Origin of the sequence: Paenibacillus hunanensis, assembly GCF_034055775.1 — a bacterium.
Lineage (GTDB): Bacteria > Bacillota > Bacilli > Paenibacillales > Paenibacillaceae > Saccharibacillus > Saccharibacillus hunanensis.
Genome location: NZ_CP139194.1, coordinates 1,742,590 through 1,761,470 on the forward strand (window position 1 = coordinate 1,742,590; position 18,881 = coordinate 1,761,470).

Consider the following 18,881-nt stretch of genomic DNA (forward strand, 5'->3'; position numbering starts at 1 on the left):
CTGCTACAACCATATCAATACATCGCATGAGCAGAGCACAATATCCAGATGTTAGTCTTAATTGTTGTTATAGCCTACACGTATTTGAATACTTTTTAAATGAAAAAGCCATTCTCTGTCACCATAGGGTGAATCAGAGAATGGCTTTTTACGTTCCAGCTTCATTCTGGTTTAATCTACTTGCACATTACAATGACAACGTCGGAGCCTTAATATCGTCTGCTTCATCACGAATATCACCGACGATTTCCTCCAAAATATCCTCCATCGTAACCAGACCTGCCATGCGTCCGTCGATACCGTTGATTGCCGCGATATGCACACGATGCTGCTGCATGCTGAGCAATACTTCACGTAACGACGCTGTCTCTACAAAACGAGGCAGCTTATGCAGGAAGCCTGATAAGTCACCGGAGCGTCCAGCCGCAATGGCAGTCAGCACTTCTTTGCTATGGATAAATCCAATCAGCTTATTGCTGTCAGCGGCAGAAGTCACCGGATAACGTGTGTATTCATACTGGCTCAAACGAGACACCAGCTCTGCTTGTGGCAGATCGGCAGCGATTGTAATGACTTTGCTAGCAGGAATCATAATTTCACGTAATGTACGATCATCAAACGCGAAAATATTACGTAAATACGTCTGCTCAGTCTGGTTGATCTGACCGCTCTCATAGCTCTGCTCGACGAGCCATTTCAGCTCTTCTTCAGAGTGAACCGTATCATGTCCAGCTGGCTTTACACCAAATAGACGAAGCAGCAAGGTAGCCGAACCATTCAGCAAACGAATTACCGGCGCCATCAGACGACCAAAACGATAGAGCGAAGGAGCAAGCATAAGCGTCATACGCTCAGCAAACTGGATCGCCAGCGTTTTGGGTGCAAGCTCACCGATAACGACGTGCAAGAATGTGATCACAGCAAGCGCAATACCATAAGAGAGCACAGTAGAGATCGCTGCGGGGATATCAAAGCGATCAAAGATCGGATGCAAAATACGCTCAACCGTCGGTTCACCGAGCGCACCGAGTACGAGCGCCGTAATCGTAATCCCGAGCTGACAGGCAGACAGATAGTAGTCCAGATCGGTAGCGACCTTTTTTGCCATCACTGCCTTTTTATTACCGTCTGCAATCAGCTGATCCAGACGTGACATACGTACCTTCAAAATTGCAAATTCCGCACCGACGAAAAAAGCCGTAAGGCCGATAAATACAGCCACTAAAAACAAGTTTAATCCAATCGTTCCGTCCAATGATTTCCCTCAGATGAGGGATTCACCTCCATATAGTGAGTAGTGTACAGCTCAGCAGGCATTGCTGAATCTGTCGGTATAGCACGTTAATCGTTGCATTATGACATAGGAACAGGATGATGCATATTCGCTCATGACTACAGAAGTTACAGAGCCTCGCTAACCTCGCTATATGTGAGTGCGACCCATTTGATCTGCAAATCTTCCTTCTCGGTAATTGTCCATACATGCTCCGGCTGCTCCAGCGTATCGCCTTCGCTAATCTCCGTGCCTTTATGGTGCAAAATCCAACCACCGATCGTATCCGTATCATGGCGATCATCAAAAGTAATACCAAAGCGGCGTTCCAGATCGTCCAGCAATACGCGACCATTAATCAGGTACTGACCTTCGCCAACCTGACGAATATCGTTCACCTCATCGGCATCGAATTCGTCTCGAATCTCACCGACCAGCTCCTCCAGCACATCCTCCATTGTCAGCAAGCCGGCTGTACCACCGTATTCATCAACGACAAGCGCCATATGCACGCGCTTTTGCTGCATTTGTAGCATCGCTTCCTGAATAGATAATGATTCAGCGATAAAAGGAAGCGGACGAATGAAGTCCTGTAGCTTACGTGTAGTTTGATTGATCATGTGAGGAAGCATTTTTTTGGCATTGACCATACCGACAATCTGGTCCTTATCATCATCGGTCGTAACCGGATAGCGGGTATAGTAGTTAGCATCCAGAATCTCAATAATTTCGTCATAATTCATATCTCGATCCAGTACGACCATCTGTGTACGTGGAATCATAATATCGCGTGCTACCCGCTCATCGAACGAGAATACATTTTCCATATAGGACAGCTTGGTTTCGTTAATCTCGCCGCCCTCATAGCTTTGCGTCATAATAATTTTCAATTCGTCTTCCGAGTATACCTGTTCATGACCAGCAGGCTTTACGCCAAATGCGCGCAGCAACACGCGAGATGTACCATTTAATGCCCAGATTAATGGGTACATGAAGCGTCCGAACCAGAAGAGCGGAGGAGCCAGCAGTAGCGTCATACGCTCAGCAAACTGGATCGCTAGCGTCTTCGGTGCCATTTCCCCGACAACAACGTGCAGGAAGGTAACAAGGAAGAACGCAATCGCATACGAGGCTACAGAAGCGGCAGCCGCCGATACGTTCAAAAGGTCAAAGACCGGATAGAGCACCAGCTCTACCGCGGGTTTACCAATCGCACCCAATCCAAGCGCGGTAACGGTAATACCGAGCTGACAGGCGGACAGGTAATAGTCCAGATCATGAGCTACCTTTTTAGCGATAACGGCTTTTTTGTTGCCCTCTTGAATCAATTGATCCAGGCGAGATGCCCGTACTTTGACAACAGCAAATTCAGAAGCGACGAAGAAAGCAGTTAACGCCAGTAACACAACCAGAACTAACAAATTGATGATCGTTATTAGGTCCAATGATTTCCCTCAATTGAGGGATTCACCTCCACAAATTTAGATTTATACAAAGAACAGTTTTACTACATTTACTATGCAATCTTATTCAAGCCCATCCGACGAGTGATCATTCTGCATTGTTATCGCCTATCCTGTACAGCATCCGTATGAAGGAGACAATATACAGGAATGGAGAAATCAATGGACATCGCTAACGCCTTCCCAAGTCTGTTGCCTCCTTCCATAAAGTAATTGCTTTATAGTATAACATAAACACAACTGCACCATACAGTAACACGTTATGGTTTTGAGAATTGTCAATTTTGTTGGATTGTAAGTAGGGGAATTGTCTTTGTGTGCAAAGTGATGCGGTGGGAGATGCATCACTGCGGGAAGGAATAAGCGGACGGGCTCCCGTCTCGCACAGGAATCTACGGATTAGGAGTACATGGTAGATTGCCGTGCTCAAAAGTCGCCCTTTCCTCTTATTTCCTTCCCTTCGTTCCGTGCAGCTTGCATTCATACGAGTTTGTATATACACTGCTAATACCCTAATAGCTTGACTAGTGCAAAATGAAAGTCTAATGTACTCCGCCTTATGAAATAATGTCTGCATCAAACCATAAGTTCGTTAATGGCGTACAATCTCAAATGTAAGTATTGTACAATGTCAAACTTACTATACATCATCAAATTTTATGATTTAGCTCGGCTAAGGGACTGGTGGTTGGACTGAAATTCATTAGATTTTGAAGCCGATTCAATCCTGGAATAGAGCAATATCAGCCAACAACAAAATTCAAACAAATAATGAGAATCACATTTATGGTTTAGGCTAACGAAAATAAACTGCATTGAACGTCGTTCAATGCAGTTTGAAACTAGGATCTAGTCTTCTACGGTAGATTCTTCTATTCAGCTATACTACGCATCAAACGATAAATTTCTCTTGTCGTATTCACATTACGGATCGTCATATAACGATACAGCTTGGAGCCAACCAGCTTATTCATCCCACTCTGGGCAGCATTTTCACGCGGAATGCTTAGCAGCACAGCGCCAGGAATATAGTGTACTGTGCCCATATTCGGCTTGAGTGGTAGCTTATCGATGATCGACGGATCATCAATCTCGTTCCAGAGGAATAGCACATCACTTTTCATCCCGTCATCGTTCGTCCAATCTTCCGGTAAGGCTTCGATTACCGCTGTAATTTCAATAAGATTGCGAATCATCACCGGGATATCAAGTGAAAATACCTCGCGAATCTTTTGCTCCAGCAGGGGAGATAGTTCATGCTGTGGTAGCTCGCTCGCAAAGATAATATTGCCTGAGTTGATGTACGTAACGACCGCTGTCATACCTGCTTGTTCAAATGCTTGCTTAAGTTGCTTCATATCGATCTTATTTTTTCCACCGACATTAATGCCACGCAGTAGAGCGACATAGATCATGAGCTTGACCTCATTTCATAAGGGATGGAATAGCATGAAGCTTTGTATCCAAAAGTTATTCCCAGCTTTCCCAGCGCAGTGACAAATATAGTAGTAGCTCATTTGCCGCTTGTTCACCCAGTAGCTCATCCAATTTGGATTCGATCTGTTCCAAGTATTGCGGCTTCACTTCATCGGTATCCTCGTCTCGAATCTCACCGCCTAGTTCTGTAGCGGCTTCAATCAAAATCGCTAGCGCTGCAAAAAAATCTGCCAGCGATGCTGCTGCCAGTGCAGGCTCACCCGTGTCATACGCGACATAGATGGGAGTACCAGGTGCAGACGTATCGGCAATGACGGGATCATCATTAAAAGTGGCGATGACTACATGCTCTGCACGCCAATTTTTCGATTCCTGTAGCTGATCCGGATCGCCTACCCCCACCCAGCGACGCCCCAATTGTAAATCATATAAATGCTCTGGAGCGGCAAAAAAAAGTAGGATACCGTCCCCGATTAAGACTGCCGCATTTTTTTGAGGATTTTCTCCAGGTTTCTTAGGATCGATCATCTCATAATGACTGTACCAGTATTCTAGCTCAGGTGAGAGTGGAATCCGTTCATCGCTCTCAAACGGTGTAGGTTCTGTAAAAGCGACAATCCCATTTCCTTCAAATAATCCATACTTCTCATTGTATAGCTGATGTTGCTGAACAAATGCAGAAGCCGCAGCTTGTAAGGTTGGCTGATCCGATTGATTCGTCATGGCAATTACTCCTTCATCCTAAAATATTGTGTGATCTATATTCTGTGTTTGATAGTATGCTATGGAAATTTGAGATTGGAGATTCTGCATTCGATTTTCGACAATTGATCGTTATCGTTATCGTTATCGTTGCTCGGAGCGTAATTTTTCTACGAATTTTGCATATTTTTTCTGTTTGCTATCACTACCGAAAATCAAATACAGTAGCTGCTCGCGTTCATAGCCTTCACGTTGTGCTAACTGACGATCTAGCTCCAGTGCCAGCTCGGCTTGCTCAAAATGATCAGCCAGTCCTCTGACAGGCTTCGCCGATTGACCGCTACCCGCGAGGATAATTAGCAACAGTGGTAATAACTCCGTAGTGAGCGGATAGGTATCCAGAAAGGCTAGCACGAATCGATCATGCGCAGACTGATGCTCCGTATCGACAAGCCGCATATAATCCGTCAGCAGTGGGAAATACTTTTGATCCTGCAATGCAAGTCCCAGCACCGCGTATGTGCCTGTCATGACCGATTTCTCACCGGGTTCTACATCGTTATAAAAGGCAAATTCCTTCATCACCAGTTTCGCATATTGCTCCAGTAGAGGATGCAACTCTGGATATTGCAGGCTATTAGCAAAAAATCGATGCAGCGCTGATCTGGCAAGTGCCTTCACAGGAAGGAAGCTTTTGATCTTACTGCCGCTAAGCTTGAGTGTATATTCAACCGGAAAGCCCTGCTGTAATAGATCACATATGTATTGCAACCCATCCCGATAGCTATCGACGGTATCACCCGTGAGTTTCAATTGAATCGTTTGTAAGATATCATTGGCTTGTCCTTGCATATGTGGTGTTTTGCGCTTGCTTTCGATCTGTCCGCTACCCTCCTTTAGAAACTGCGCTGCCTGCTGTGAGCCAAGCTGAGCGGCAATTTCCAAAAAATCCTGCCGGGTATCTGTATCATCATCCCCGATACGAAGTGCTGCATAGATAAATAGCTCAAGCTGCTGTTCATCTGGCTCCGGGCGTTCGTTGGCTGGCTTGAGTGATATGCGATAGGTGTTGCCATTTTCAATATAAGGCGTCAAGAATTGCTCATTTGCCCAAAACTGAAGCGTCAGCCTTAAGCAACGTTTCCATTCCTCTAGTAGCTTCGGTATAGCAGCAAGCTTCTGATCCGTTTGTTCACAAAGCTGAATTCGCTCGGCTGTCGATACAGGATGGACGTCTGCATTGAGAAGCAATCTACCGAAAAAAAATAGATCCTTCTGCGCCGGATAATGGGGCAGAGGTGAAGCGATCTTAGCTGCAATGAATTGCTGGAATACGTCTTGAATTTGCTTCAATTTGATGGGGTTGATCCATATTTCCTGCAACTCCAGATCATCCTTCACTTGCTCACGCTCAATGTGTAGTTTGAATTCTAATTTATAATCAAAAAATATACCACCGTAACGGTCAGCCTCAAATGCTTCTCGTACACGCTCGCCCAGCACAGGCCACCATTCGTGTACTAGCTGTTCATCCGTAAGCTCAGTTATATCTACCTCTGACTCCCAGGTATACGCGCTATCGCTCCATGAAAAAGGATGCTCAATCTCTACAAACATCAGCCCTGCACTACTACTGAATTTACCTTTACGATAACCAAAACGAATGTAGTCGTGCGCCCCTGTCTGTAGCTTGCTTCGTTGATCGATCTCTTCTAGATGCTTCTGCGTACGCTGACAAACCTGGTCCAGCTGCTTCCAGCATTCCGTAAGTAACACGGTTAATGCTTCATTCATGAATAAACGCCCCTTTGCATACATAATATGATTTCTGATCGTTATTCAGCATCATCAAGTCTTCGATGGCTAGTGCTTGAATAATAAGCTCTTTATTAACTTCTAATTAGCTTTGTAAGCATTCCAGCAATACCGTTTAATTTACAATACGAAACTGGAGAAATTCAAGAAAATCACGCTGCATCGAGCCCAGTGTAAGAATCGTCCACATAATCTGAAATCGCCAGCTGGCTCCGTTCACTTTAAATGACCAGACCGCTTCCAGACCTACGCCAGACTTGAACTTCTGCTCCTGTAGATCGGCAATGGCTAATTCAGAGCGATGCACAACACGGGTAGAAAACAGATTGAGAAACAACACGACCAGCTTGTCCTGATTGACCAGCAATAAAGCGCGTGTTGAATACGTATGTAGATGCTGTGGTGTGGCATAGCACATGAACATATCTGGCTCGCGATATGGCTCAGCGAGTCGCTGCATAGCTTTTTTTCTAATAAAGAACATAGGATGTGACCTCTCTTATCTAGGATGAATAGTGGTATGGGAATAAGATTCTTCATTATTATACTCAATTTGGTAGGTGAACTGTAATTTGTGGAGCGAGATGTGGAAACAGGGGTTGAATGCATGACAGCCTAAGGACATACTGGTCGAGTAGAAGTAGAAGTAGAAGTAGAAGTAGAAGTAGAAGTAGAAGTAGAAGTAGAAGTAGAAGTAGAAGTAGAAGTAGAAGTAGAAGTAGAAGTAGAAGTAGAAGTAGAAGTAGAAGTAGAAGTAGAAGTAGAAGTAGAAGTAGAAGGTTATGCTATGGCAAAAGAAAAAAGCCGCTCCTCTAAGAGAAGCGGCTAGGGGTCGATCTTATTCTCAACTTTAATACGGTAGATATTTCGATGCTATATAAACGTAATAGCTGGAAGTAACAACTAACTGTAGTAGCTATCGCCTTTACGCAACGGTTGCTGTAGAAGACGAAGCAGCTGGAACATCCTTTTTATGCTTTGGTTGCCCAGCATTCATTTGGGATGGTGTGGAAGAAGCAGATGCTGCTGCTTGCCCATGCTCCTCAGTCAATACCAGATCGTTCAAGCCTTTGAACAGAACTTCAAGCTCAGCGAAGCTATTCACCATTTGCTGAGTCAGATGCTGCTGCTGTTCCATACTTGCTAGAATTTCTTCAGCCGCTGCACTGGATTGCTGGGTCATGCTGGAGATTTCGGTTACTTCGTTAACGACACGCGCTGACGAATCCTTCATTGTAGCGGAGCTGCTCTCAATATCTACAGCTTGAGTCAGTACCTGCTGAGAGCTAGTATTCACGTCACGGAATACGTCAGCCGCCGATTGTACAGAGGTACGACCTTCCTCCAGCGAGCTTTGAATACTGTGGAAGCGCTCGTTCAGATCACGTGTACGAGCTTGCAGACGATTCAGAATTTCAGCAATATTTGTTGCCGATTGACCGGAGCTCTCTGCTAGCTTACGCACTTCATCGGCTACGACAGCGAAGCCTTTACCATGCTCACCAGCACGCGCTGATTCAATCGCTGCATTCAATGCTAGCAGATTCGTTTGGCGTGCAATATCAGAGATGCTGTTCAGCATCGAGCTCATCGATTGGCTTTCCTCGTTGAACTTTTGCATATCCTGAGTCGCCTGATTGGTCATGTCATGCAGCTGACCCATCTGAGTATTCAGCTGTTCCATGCGCTGACTACCGGATTCTGTGCTGGTCGTCATCGTGTCAGATAGCTGCTTCATCTGGTAGGAGTACGCAGCGACATCCTGAATATGACGATCGGATATAGACAGGGATTCCGAGATTTCAAATACATTGCTTGCCTGTTGCTCTACACTGCGTGCTACCTGATTGAAGCCAGCAGTCACTTCAGTCGTGATCGTGCCTGTTTCATTCACCTTCTGCTTAAGCTGTTCAGTAAAGCGAGCCAGGCCAATAACCGATTGCTTCACCTGCTGCATCACCAGCTCCATACGCGACTGAGATTGCTCGATTTCGACGCGGCGAATCTCACTTGCATGAAATAGCTTGCGATTGACGCTGGATACCGTAATAAAGATAATACCCGCCACCACAAACATACTGAGATTGATCAGATCGGTAACGACCAGCGTCGGCGTAGCTGCTGGAGCAATAATAATGTGCAAAATAAAATAAATCAGCAGACTGGAAAACGCAATATTATAGTATTTGCTATTTGGATAAAGGAGGAGTGGAGCAACGACCAGAAGTCCTTGCATGGTAGTAATGGAATCCAGACTTACATAGATTCCGCTTGCGATGATGCTAATCGTAACGAACCATGGAATGATATGCACGCCTTTTTTAGCGATATTCAAGCCCGTGATGACCAACGCTACGACAATCGAAACGAGTGTAGAAATCCATAACGTAGGAATGAGGAAGGTAATGCCTGCACTAATGGCGGTGATCGCCCACAGCATATAGCTGATTAGTTTGTTGCGTTGCCAGATGATCTCGGTGTTAGGATTGTTCATGTGTGAGTTGTCCTTTCTGTCAGTGCTGTTAGATTCAAGCTGGATACAATGCCTGTTTGAATAAAATTTTTACTACATTTTTTGAAAAATTAGGTACATAGTAACAATATCAACTAAACCTATATCGGACGTAATTCCTAAAAGTGAATAGTTTATAAAAATTAGTTACTTAGTAATATGCAGATGATGAATATATACTGCTGTACCAATGTAAAATCATATTTGGGATAAACTCGTACACGTTCAAATGACATTATGGAGCGTTCATATCTCTTGTAAATTCCTTCTTTTATTGACTTTAAAATGGGTGTTAGATGGTATGATGAATTCATTTAAATGAACGAATAGTAATATTTGTGTTGCGCTATGAGCGAGATTACTTTACGATGAAGCAAGCTGCTTAGCAATATAGCAAGCAATGTGTGGTTGAACTCAGTTGGGTTAGGATAAGGAGTGTATGTGTGGTTAAAAGACCGTGGTCTGTAACTGTAATTTGTATTTTCATCATAGTCGTTATAGGGATTGGGACAGCAATTAACATAGTGTTGCTAGCAAATCATATGCCTATTCGAGAAACAACAATTAGTAATGGTGTATCGTTAGTTAATATTTTATGTCTGGGTATAGGTGCAATTATGTTTATTGCTGGTAGTATTTTAGCATTAAAACGAGTTAATACCGGTCGTTGGCTTATTGTAGTATGGTGTATCATTTCTATTGTGTTGTATTCAGATTCGTTAGTTTATGCGTTGCCTAGAATCGTCCATACTGTGATTGTTTCACTTATGTTATTCAATAAAGCGGCTAATCGATTTTTTCGATCTGGAAATTTAGAAAAAAGCTATTAGGAATAAAGTGATAAGAACAGCTGAATACATATTGCCCATAAAAGAAGCTTGGTCGTACTAGCATATATACATGCTATGCTACGACCAAGCTTCTTTTATTTTGTAAGTCTGTTTGATGGGTATTATGCTTAGGCAACATTTGTGTTATGCAATTTCTACGTTGTTTATATAGTAGTTCTACTTCATATCGAAGCTGTCGTATACTGAGCTTATATCTAATGAACGAGTATGTTGTTAGTAGAAGAAACCCTAAGGAGATGAATCAGATCAATACCTCAGATATTATTATCAAAATTGAAGACGCAGCTTTAAACCATCACCTAGCCGATCTGGAGCACTGGATCAATAAGCTTGATCTATCGGATCAGCTAGAGCTACATCGTCATTTAAGTCGGAATGCTTTGCAGATCATTAGAGAACAGAGGCAGCAGCTTGCCATTAACGATGGTGTGAAGGAGCATATCATATGGTATGACTTGAGCAATCAGCCATGGTCGGATGCTGTTCTGGCTGAAACGATCGCCATTTATAAGGAGACGTCGTGGATAGCAATCGAAAGTATCGTACTGGTTGCATTGAAGCAGAATAAAGCTAAAGAGCAGCAGGTGCGGCATATTGGAGATGTGTTTGCTAGTAAGGAAGTGACCAGGCAGATTCAGCGGTGGAAGGAACGACAGGGGTTATAGTGGTTCATATAACTACATATATCAAATTGTTGAAATAAGCATACAGATCAATAAGTTTTTTAGATCATCGTTAGCTGTAATATTTATATAGCTATCGATTCTAAAGGTATAAACGTATAAATAATACATGTCGACCTAAATTATGGTGGAACTATTATAAAATTAACCATTTTGACCGTTATATACATAGATGTAGTTAGCAACCATAGATATGGCGACACTTAAAATATATTAAATGTTACATACAAGTTGGAGAAGCAAGTATAGAAAAGCATGAAAGATAGTCGTCTGGAGAGGAGGTGAGGAGATCACGATCCGGCGTGTTTGTTTGCATGTTGTGTTGCCTATTTTGCTAGGTAGCTTGATTTATGTATTATACCGTAAGCCAACATTGCTCGTTTTTCAGTGGATCGATGCGGTAGGGTTAACGCCATTTATTTTGCTGTTACGCAATCAGATAACCTTACCCTTAACATCGTTTATCCAATATTCGTTGCCGGATGGATTATGGTGTTATGCGTTTGCTTATACATTATTTCAGATTTGGAAGGATGAAAGCATAATTGCTCGCTATCTAATTATTGGAGGTATTCCGATGATTGGGGTTGTTAGCGAATTGTTGCAGATTCCACACTGGATTCAAGGAACCTTTGATCTGAATGATGTTATCGCTTATGGGGCAGCAGGTATCATTTTGTACGTTATATCTATTCAAAAGGGGAATATAAACAGAGATGAAAAAAACAATTTTAACTTTACTCGCATTTATGGTTTTCGGAGCTTTAGCGGCAGGAAGCATGGACAGTGATAAGTCTTCCTCAGAAAGCACACCAAGTAGTACAGGCAGTACTAATTCAGCATCAGCAAAAGGAGATAATTCTTCTAAAGAACAGGCTCAGAAAGATAACCGAATGTATATCGGTGATACTGTAGGTGTTGGTAGATTCGCAGTACTGGTACATACACCAGAGGTTAAAAGAAGTGTTGGTAATCAATACTTGAAGCAGGAAGCTAATGGCGAATACTGGATCATTCCTGTATCGATTCGTAACGATGATAAAGAAGCACGTATGGTTACATCGGCTATGTTCAAATTAGTATCATCCGATGGTGCGAGTTTTGATCCCGATGCTTCAGCAGCAATGTATCTGGATTCAAAAAGCTCTTTATTGCTGGATAATATCAACCCGGGCATCCAGGTAGATGGTTATATCGTATTTGATATGCCTAAAGGACAAAAAGTCTCTAACTATGTCATGGAAGTTAATGATGCTTTTAGCTTCACAGGTAATAGTAAAGCAGTCATTCAATTGACTAAAAAGAAATAGAAGCATAGACGCATGAGTGAAGCTTTAGCTATAAAGTAAAACATCGTTTAATATAACACCAAAGCATACTAGTAAAGCGACGACTCTTTTCGAATGAACCGAGAAGACATCGTCGCTTTTTTGCGCGTTCATTCTGGAAGCGACTCTATATTACTCCTATGCAGGTGGATGAGCAGAATCATAATCGATCATAACGGGGAAGAAGCTAGGGGATAAGGATATGCCACTTCTTTCACCATTGTCATTCACAATAACTGCAATATAATTTCCAAATGCGGCTACATACTCGATATCTACAATACTTCGATGTTCCTGTTGTAGTGTAAGGTAAATCCATATACTGGCGTAGGCAACCTTCCCCTGTAAATAGGAGCTTTGCGAGACAATGCCTACTAGAATAATGATGATCAGAGCGAAGCGAATCAATTTTCTTTTTATGGTCATAGGATGCTCTCCATATCGGTAGTATGTATGATTATAGCTATAGCTTCATTCAAGTATACAAATAGAACCCCACTATTAACAAATATAGGCAGACAAGAATTGATTATCATCGCATAACTGCGTCAAACAGAGTGATAGTACATGAAGTAAAACGTACAGCATTTTCATCTTCATAGCACCAGCAGTAAACCGAGCAAAAACTATAACGAATACCCTTCAAATTAGCTATAATGGGAAATAAAACAAGGAAGGTGAATTCAGATTACACACCCTATTGCTCATAAAAAAGTAACGTGGCTTGAGCTGTTCTACGATCTGATCTATGTTGCGGCGATCTCGATCACTGCACATGTGCTCACCCATGCTCATCATGGTGCGATTGAAGCATCCATTATTTTAAAATACATACTGATTTTTGTGCCCCTCTGGTGGGCCTGGACGGGCTTTACCGTATATGTGAATCGCTTCGGAAAAGATGATACCGCGCAGCGTGTGAACTATTTTGTACAAATGGCATTTGTTATCGTGATGGCGGCGAGTATTAATATTGATTTTGAAGCGTATTATTTATATTTTATGATCGGCTATGTGGGGATTCGGTTATCGACGGTATTTATGTATGCCCGTGTATGGAAAAATGGACAAAGTGTGCCTCGGCAGATTGCACGCTTTTTGACCTTGAGCTTTCTGGTGGGGGCATTAATCAGCTTTAGCTCGGTATTGTTGCCCGGAGATTGGAAGTTTATCGCACTCTATTTTGGTATTTTTCTGGATATTGCGTTGCCATTGGTTGGTCGACGTATTCTGATCAGGCTGCCAGTGCATCATCCGCATCTGTTAGAACGGTATGGGCTGGCGACGATCATTTTGCTTGGTGAGATGATTCTTGTGATTGTAAATGGGCTGCGTGAGGAAACGGTAATGATGAATACGGTTGTGGCTGCACTGATCGGCTTTGTGATGGCAGTGGCGATCTGGTGGCATTATTTTGAGTCATCTGAGCATACAGCTGAGGAAGAACAGAAAAATTCAGGACAGCTCATTATTTATGGACATCTATTTATGTACATGTCGCTCGGAATTATTGCGAGTGTTGTGTATTATGGGTTTCACCACGATCTGAGTGTACGAAGCTTTGGCTGGTTGGCGTTGTCAGGCTTTGGGCTGTATACGCTATCGGCTGCGCTTGTATTCCATAATCGAGCGAAGTCGAAGCGTCAGCGTGTGTTTGCATTTTATATGCCGGCTGGGCTGCTAGTCTTGGCTGCGGTGGTGTTGTTGGTGTTGCCGACAGTTACGGCGGTGTATGCTGCATTGGCAGGGTGTTTTGTGGTGCAGACGTTGTTGGTTGTGGTGGGGTTGAGAAAGAAGGTACTGGGGTAGAGGAATGCCGAATAAATAGCATAATGAATGTTGTGGGAAATAGTATCATGTAGTAGTGAAGAGAGCTTTAGACTGTTAGTATAAAGCTCTTTTTACTATTGAATAAGGAAGGACTTGCACAGCGTATAGCATCAAGTTCTCAAAGAGGAGAGTGGGATATGGGGGTAGCAGCAACATTAAGCTGTACAAATTGTGAGTATAGTCAAAATGTCTTTTTCGGCATCGGATTTCGATTTCTGGATTTGCGATCTATTCTGGAATGGTATAAGCCGGAGGAAGGACGTGAACAGATAAAGGCATTTATGCATGAGGAAGATGCCAGTGTCGTTTGTTATAAAGGGGTGTATGCTTGTGAGCATTGCGGATACTTGCTGAATGAAGTCTATCTACATATCGAGTCGCAGACGCAGTCGTATACGAATCATTATGATTGTCCACGTTGCCATACAAAGATGCCGGAGCAGCCGTTTCAGCGTGAGGTGGAGATTGACTGTCTAGGTTGTCCTGAATGTGAAGGTGGGAAGCTGGGTGTAAGTTATTATATGGATTGGGATTGAGTTGTGTTATTTATTTAAGGTGAGGATGTGATGAGATGGATGTCACCGTTGTGACCTGTACTCATATAGGCGTTTACAAGCATGCTATTACAAAAGGGAAACATTATAAAGTCATTGAAGAAAAAACTGATAAATTTAGAGTGATTGGAGATCATAGTAAGCAAGTATGGATAGATAAACGTTATTTCGTTGAGGGCAAGGCAGATATTCCTATTTTGAAAAGCTGGAATTTGGATGACTCTGTAGAAAATTACGATCTGATCTAGACGACATTAAAATTTAGCAATGGAACAAAAAGATGGTGCTTACTAACGACGCCTGAAAAATTAGCAAATCATTTAAGCCAATCTAATTTAGATCCACCAGGTTTACATATCAAGCATTTGATCATTTTGAGAACGATGAATGATGTGGATATTGAGGAAATGTTAAACTATTTAGATGAACAAGGGGAACTTGAGCAGGCGAGCTTGATATTGGCTGGATAGATTGGCATGGTATAGGATCGTATTGGAATTATAAAATAAATTTTGAAAAGAAGTTTTCAATGGCAGAACAGTATTTGAGAGAATTATATGCAACTTATCATGGAATGGTGGGTGGCATTTTTTACGAAGAGCTGGCTCCATTGGATACTTTAGAGTTCATGGAATTATTAATAAACAATAGTTTGAAAGCAATATAAAATGTCAATTGCAATCCAGTACATACAAAAAGGAGGCTTTGCTATGAGACTCAAAGGAACCATGACTGAGCAAGCCTATCGAGCAGAGCTTCAAAGAAATCATGACTATATTTTTAACACTGAAGTTGGAACACTTCTAAGAACATGTATAGAGCAAGTGGTGGGTCGTTTTATTACTGCGTATATACTGTACTGGATACCTGATGACGGTACAGATTTTTTTACGTTATTAGTAGATGGCAAAATTATTATTTGTATGGAGATTGAGTATGAGCAATATTCTAGCGTAAAAGAGAAAGGGAGTCCGAAGTTAGTTGACTATAGTAGCTGTACGACCAATGATTACATCAAAGGGCTAAGTAAAACGCATCGGATCAAGTTTGAAGTTGCTAGGGAGATGTGTCACAAGGATATGAATCAATAAAAAAGAAAGGAGTAAAATTATAAATATATGAAAAAACTAACAAATGTAGAAATTACACTGGAGCAATTCATGCATTATATCCAAAGCGGCTATAATCATTTTATAAACGTTGAAGTTCAGGATACAGGCGAGATGAAGTATTTAGATTTAAGTGGGATGACGTTTGAATATTGCGATCTAGCGCTGGACTTTACAGGATCGGTGTTTAGAGAAACTAATTTTAAAGCATGCAATTTGAAAACTTGTGTGTTTGAAAGTGCAGATTTAAGTTGTTCTCGTTTTCTTGATTGCGCTCTATGTTCCACTAATTTCAAAAACGCTAAAGTGGATCATGTTGTATTTGAGAGAAACTACTTTCATTCATACTTGTTGGATATTACAGATTTATATAGCATGATTAATGAGGGATTATAGAAGCAAGGAGGTAGTAAAATGCTGAATATATTAGAGGTTGTCCAGATGAAGACTATGTACATAGATGCTGAACATACCGTAATAATCATCGATGGAATGCCATTAGATGAACTACTTCAAAAGCTCTATCCTGATCAATTATTACGTGGACTCATTCCTATGATCGTCGATTGGATGGATAGCAAAGAGGCAAAGCTTGTTGTTGAACGTTTTTATTCAGATGATTCTCCAAGCATACTCCCTGTTTTGATGTGCCCAGATGATTGTGACTTATCATGCACTATTATCGTGGCAGAAGTAATCAGATCCAATGATAAAATAATTTGGAATCGTATAGGATATGATAATAGTGAATGTAATCAAAATACAGGCATGATCGATATTGGAACTAAAGTTAAGTGGTTCGATAAAGTGAATTGTATGATATTTGATAGAGAAACATACTATACTAGTCTAGAATCAATATACACACTTCATATTAAATAAGTTAAATCAATTGGAGCAAAATGCCCGTTCACAAGATTCACAAGCATGGATTACACGCTCAAAAGAGCTACTCGAACACCCCAAATACTATACCTAGGCTTATTGGGGACGAAGTAGTAAATATGTATAATCACGCATCACCACATCACTGGAGGAACCTACATATGATCAATATCCACCGACATACGATACAGCTACGTGAAGTGAAATTATTTTATCTCGACACGCATACAGAAGGCCCGGTCATTCTCTGCCTACATGGTCGATATGGAAGAGCAGAGACATGGTATGACTTTATGCAGCGATATGGAGGTCAATACCGGATTATTGCACCGGAGCATCGTGGGCATGGGCTAAGTGATAAGCCTTTAGGACGCTATACAGCAGAGGAATTGGCTGATGATGCGTATCAGCTGCTGGATGCACTTGGAGTAGAACACGTAATTGTGATCGGACATTCACTTGGTGGGCAGGTAGGCGCTTATCTAACAGCAGCTCATCCAGACAAAGTCATCTCGCTGGCGATTTTGGATAAAGCAGCGTTTGGGCCAGAGGAGCGAGTATCCATTCCACTGGAGCAACTACCCGAAGCTGATCCGGTGACGGCAGATTGGCCGTTGCCTTTTATTAGTCGAACTGCGGCAGAGCAGTATTTGCGTACAACGCAGGATACAGAGATTAGCTGCCAGTATTTTATGAAAAGTCTGGTGGAGATGGAGGAAGGGGTTACCTTTTTGTTCAGTCGACAGGCAATGGCAGCGAATATATTGCACAATGTGAGCTGGTATCATATTTTGGAGCAGATTACTTGTTTGACATTGGTTGTGCGGGCGCATAACAGTGAATCATTACCGGATGACGAGTGGGAGAAGATGAAGAGCCTGTTATCTTGTGTGATGCCCTATGAGATGACGACCGAGGATCATAATGTGCATTTGAGTGAGCCGGAATTATTTTACCGATATGTGGACAATTTTTTGAAGGTATCGTTTAATGCTTAATGGTTGAGATGGGCAAAATAAGAAGTGAAAAATAAAGTGGAGCGTTGGTATTCCTTTTTGGGATATTGACGCTTTATTTGTAATTCGTTGCTGGTGGGGTTGAGATTGATTGGAAGACTCCTTTTTTAAGATAGACTTAGACATACATAGCAAAGGATAGAGCGATCAAGGATGTAGGATCACAAAAATAGTGCCGATTGCAGGGTTGTTGAAGTGCAGCATAGATTGGATAATGGTATCTGAATACATATGTAGATTGACTTAGAGTTTGCAGAATACAGGTAGATTGATAAGTTAGAAAAGCAATATATGATCAGCGGTTTACTTTATGTTAGATGAAATAATGTAAGACGATATCACTTGAGTATAAGGAGCGCGTATACATATGGCTAAGAAAAGAAAAACATTACCGAAAAATTTTGATGAGCTTGTCAAAGCTGGCGATCTGAATGTGTTAGAAGACGTATTTACTAAAAGTGACATTAATGCTTATGGTGGCTATAGCAAACAGCCCGCATTGAGCTTCTATTCCATCTCACCGGAATGGATTCGCTGGCTAGTGGAGCATGGTGCAGATATTGAAGCAAGAGATGAATATGGCAAAACACCGCTGCACAGCCATGCGCAAAGCTGGTGTGGACATGCCGAGCTGCTGATCGAGCTGGGTGCAGATATCGAAGCTCTGGATCGCGATAGAGAGACTCCGCTATTTAGGGCAGCAACGTCATTTCATCCGAATACGGTGCGTATGCTGCTGGATCGTGGTGCACAGGTGAATGCGGTGAATAAGTCAGGTCAAACACCGCTACAAGAAGCATTGTCTCGCTGCTCGAATATCAATATTACAGGGATGGCACCGATTGCGGAGATGCTATTGGAAGCCGGAGCAGTCAGAACGCCTGATATGCAGGAGTATGTAGAGCGCATTGGAGCGAACTTTGAATTTCATCGAGCGGGCTTCAATAAGGATTCTGTCGACGAGACGGATGCTGCGCTGCGACGTTTATATGAGATCTTCGATGTAACACCCGTCGAAAAGCGCCATATGCATGATGGTGTCTCGCCGATCACCGTATCGAAAACAAGATGGCAAGAGCAGCACGATGAGCTATGGAGCTGGCTGGTTCCATCTCAAGGTGCTGCACAGACGGTGCAGGGTGAGGTCATTCGGGTGACGGGGAAAATCTCGTATGAGATTATGAATAATGGTGGTGGCAACTGGGATAAAGAATTTCGCAAAATGCTCAAGGCGGTTCTGCATTATTTCAGCATGGGTGTTCCGCTGGAGCCTGAATGGCTTGAAGAAGCAGCGGTATTAGCGAAGGATCTTCAGCATGGAAATGATTATGAAGCGCCAGCAAGATTGTGCGAGCTGGCTGTGAAATGGGTGCTGGCGAATCCAACGCCAATCGCTCTGCCAGAGCCGGATTATCGGAGATGA

The 18,881-nt window shown here is 42.4% G+C and carries 19 protein-coding genes; 11 read left to right on the forward strand and 8 right to left on the reverse strand.

The window, feature by feature from the left end:
* Positions 1-187: 187 nt before the first annotated feature.
* The 7 genes from SK066_RS07060 to SK066_RS07090 all read right to left on the reverse strand — a co-directional run bounded on the left by SK066_RS07060 (position 188) and on the right by SK066_RS07090 (position 9,184).
* A complete protein-coding gene (locus tag SK066_RS07060) occupies positions 188-1,255 on the reverse strand; it encodes a hemolysin family protein (RefSeq protein ID WP_320544153.1) in 1,068 nt (355 codons plus the stop codon).
* A 146-nt stretch (positions 1,256-1,401) separates the two neighbouring features.
* Entirely contained in the window at positions 1,402-2,718 is a 1,317-nt protein-coding gene (locus SK066_RS07065; protein ID WP_320544154.1) for a hemolysin family protein, read from the reverse strand.
* Between the two features lie 890 nt (positions 2,719-3,608).
* Positions 3,609-4,151 (reverse strand): DUF1697 domain-containing protein, encoded by a 543-nt coding sequence (locus SK066_RS07070; protein ID WP_320544155.1) that lies wholly within the window; start codon positions 4,149-4,151, stop codon positions 3,609-3,611.
* A gap of 55 nt (positions 4,152-4,206) precedes the next feature.
* Entirely contained in the window at positions 4,207-4,896 is a 690-nt protein-coding gene (locus SK066_RS07075) for a hypothetical protein (protein ID WP_320544156.1), read from the reverse strand.
* A 123-nt stretch (positions 4,897-5,019) separates the two neighbouring features.
* Positions 5,020-6,669 (reverse strand): DUF6138 family protein, encoded by a 1,650-nt coding sequence (locus SK066_RS07080; protein WP_320544157.1) that lies wholly within the window; start codon positions 6,667-6,669, stop codon positions 5,020-5,022.
* Between the two features lie 136 nt (positions 6,670-6,805).
* Positions 6,806-7,174 (reverse strand): hypothetical protein, encoded by a 369-nt coding sequence (locus SK066_RS07085; RefSeq protein ID WP_320544158.1) that lies wholly within the window; start codon positions 7,172-7,174, stop codon positions 6,806-6,808.
* 441 nt (positions 7,175-7,615) lie between these two features.
* Complete coding sequence (locus SK066_RS07090; protein ID WP_320544159.1) at positions 7,616-9,184, reverse strand: methyl-accepting chemotaxis protein; 1,569 nt, start codon at positions 9,182-9,184, stop codon at positions 7,616-7,618.
* A gap of 461 nt (positions 9,185-9,645) precedes the next feature.
* Here SK066_RS07090 and SK066_RS07095 point away from each other — a divergent pair, with 461 nt between their 5' ends.
* The 3 genes from SK066_RS07095 (at position 9,646) to SK066_RS07105 (ending at position 12,046) form a co-directional block, all read left to right on the forward strand.
* Positions 9,646-10,032 (forward strand): hypothetical protein, encoded by a 387-nt coding sequence (locus SK066_RS07095; RefSeq protein WP_320544160.1) that lies wholly within the window; start codon positions 9,646-9,648, stop codon positions 10,030-10,032.
* Between the two features lie 257 nt (positions 10,033-10,289).
* Complete coding sequence (locus SK066_RS07100; RefSeq protein WP_320544161.1) at positions 10,290-10,718, forward strand: hypothetical protein; 429 nt, start codon at positions 10,290-10,292, stop codon at positions 10,716-10,718.
* A 734-nt stretch (positions 10,719-11,452) separates the two neighbouring features.
* Positions 11,453-12,046, forward strand: a complete 594-nt coding sequence (locus tag SK066_RS07105; RefSeq protein WP_320544162.1) for a DUF4352 domain-containing protein — start codon at positions 11,453-11,455, stop codon at positions 12,044-12,046.
* Between the two features lie 156 nt (positions 12,047-12,202).
* Here SK066_RS07105 and SK066_RS07110 read toward each other — a convergent pair whose 3' ends face one another.
* Positions 12,203-12,490 carry a hypothetical protein gene (locus tag SK066_RS07110; RefSeq protein WP_320544163.1) on the reverse strand — a complete coding sequence of 96 codons (288 nt, stop codon included), beginning with the start codon at positions 12,488-12,490 and terminating at the stop codon, positions 12,203-12,205.
* A gap of 339 nt (positions 12,491-12,829) precedes the next feature.
* Here SK066_RS07110 and SK066_RS07115 point away from each other — a divergent pair, with 339 nt between their 5' ends.
* From SK066_RS07115 to SK066_RS07150, 8 genes are all read left to right on the forward strand, one after another.
* Positions 12,830-13,873, forward strand: coding sequence for a low temperature requirement protein A (locus SK066_RS07115; RefSeq protein WP_320544823.1), 1,044 nt, complete (start codon positions 12,830-12,832; stop codon positions 13,871-13,873).
* 158 nt (positions 13,874-14,031) lie between these two features.
* The gene (locus SK066_RS07120) at positions 14,032-14,430 is read left to right on the forward strand and encodes a TFIIB-type zinc ribbon-containing protein (protein ID WP_320544164.1); all 399 of its coding nucleotides are present in this window, start codon (positions 14,032-14,034) and stop codon (positions 14,428-14,430) included.
* Between the two features lie 35 nt (positions 14,431-14,465).
* Positions 14,466-14,696: a hypothetical protein gene (locus SK066_RS07125; RefSeq protein WP_320544165.1), complete on the forward strand. Its 231-nt coding sequence runs from the start codon at positions 14,466-14,468 to the stop codon at positions 14,694-14,696.
* A gap of 462 nt (positions 14,697-15,158) precedes the next feature.
* Positions 15,159-15,539 carry a hypothetical protein gene (locus SK066_RS07130; protein WP_320544166.1) on the forward strand — a complete coding sequence of 127 codons (381 nt, stop codon included), beginning with the start codon at positions 15,159-15,161 and terminating at the stop codon, positions 15,537-15,539.
* 27 nt (positions 15,540-15,566) lie between these two features.
* Positions 15,567-15,953 (forward strand): pentapeptide repeat-containing protein, encoded by a 387-nt coding sequence (locus SK066_RS07135; RefSeq protein ID WP_320544167.1) that lies wholly within the window; start codon positions 15,567-15,569, stop codon positions 15,951-15,953.
* A gap of 18 nt (positions 15,954-15,971) precedes the next feature.
* Positions 15,972-16,439 carry a hypothetical protein gene (locus SK066_RS07140; RefSeq protein ID WP_320544168.1) on the forward strand — a complete coding sequence of 156 codons (468 nt, stop codon included), beginning with the start codon at positions 15,972-15,974 and terminating at the stop codon, positions 16,437-16,439.
* A gap of 164 nt (positions 16,440-16,603) precedes the next feature.
* Entirely contained in the window at positions 16,604-17,440 is an 837-nt protein-coding gene (locus SK066_RS07145) for an alpha/beta fold hydrolase (RefSeq protein ID WP_320544169.1), read from the forward strand.
* A gap of 385 nt (positions 17,441-17,825) precedes the next feature.
* The gene (locus SK066_RS07150; protein ID WP_320544170.1) at positions 17,826-18,881 is read left to right on the forward strand and encodes an ankyrin repeat domain-containing protein; all 1,056 of its coding nucleotides are present in this window, start codon (positions 17,826-17,828) and stop codon (positions 18,879-18,881) included.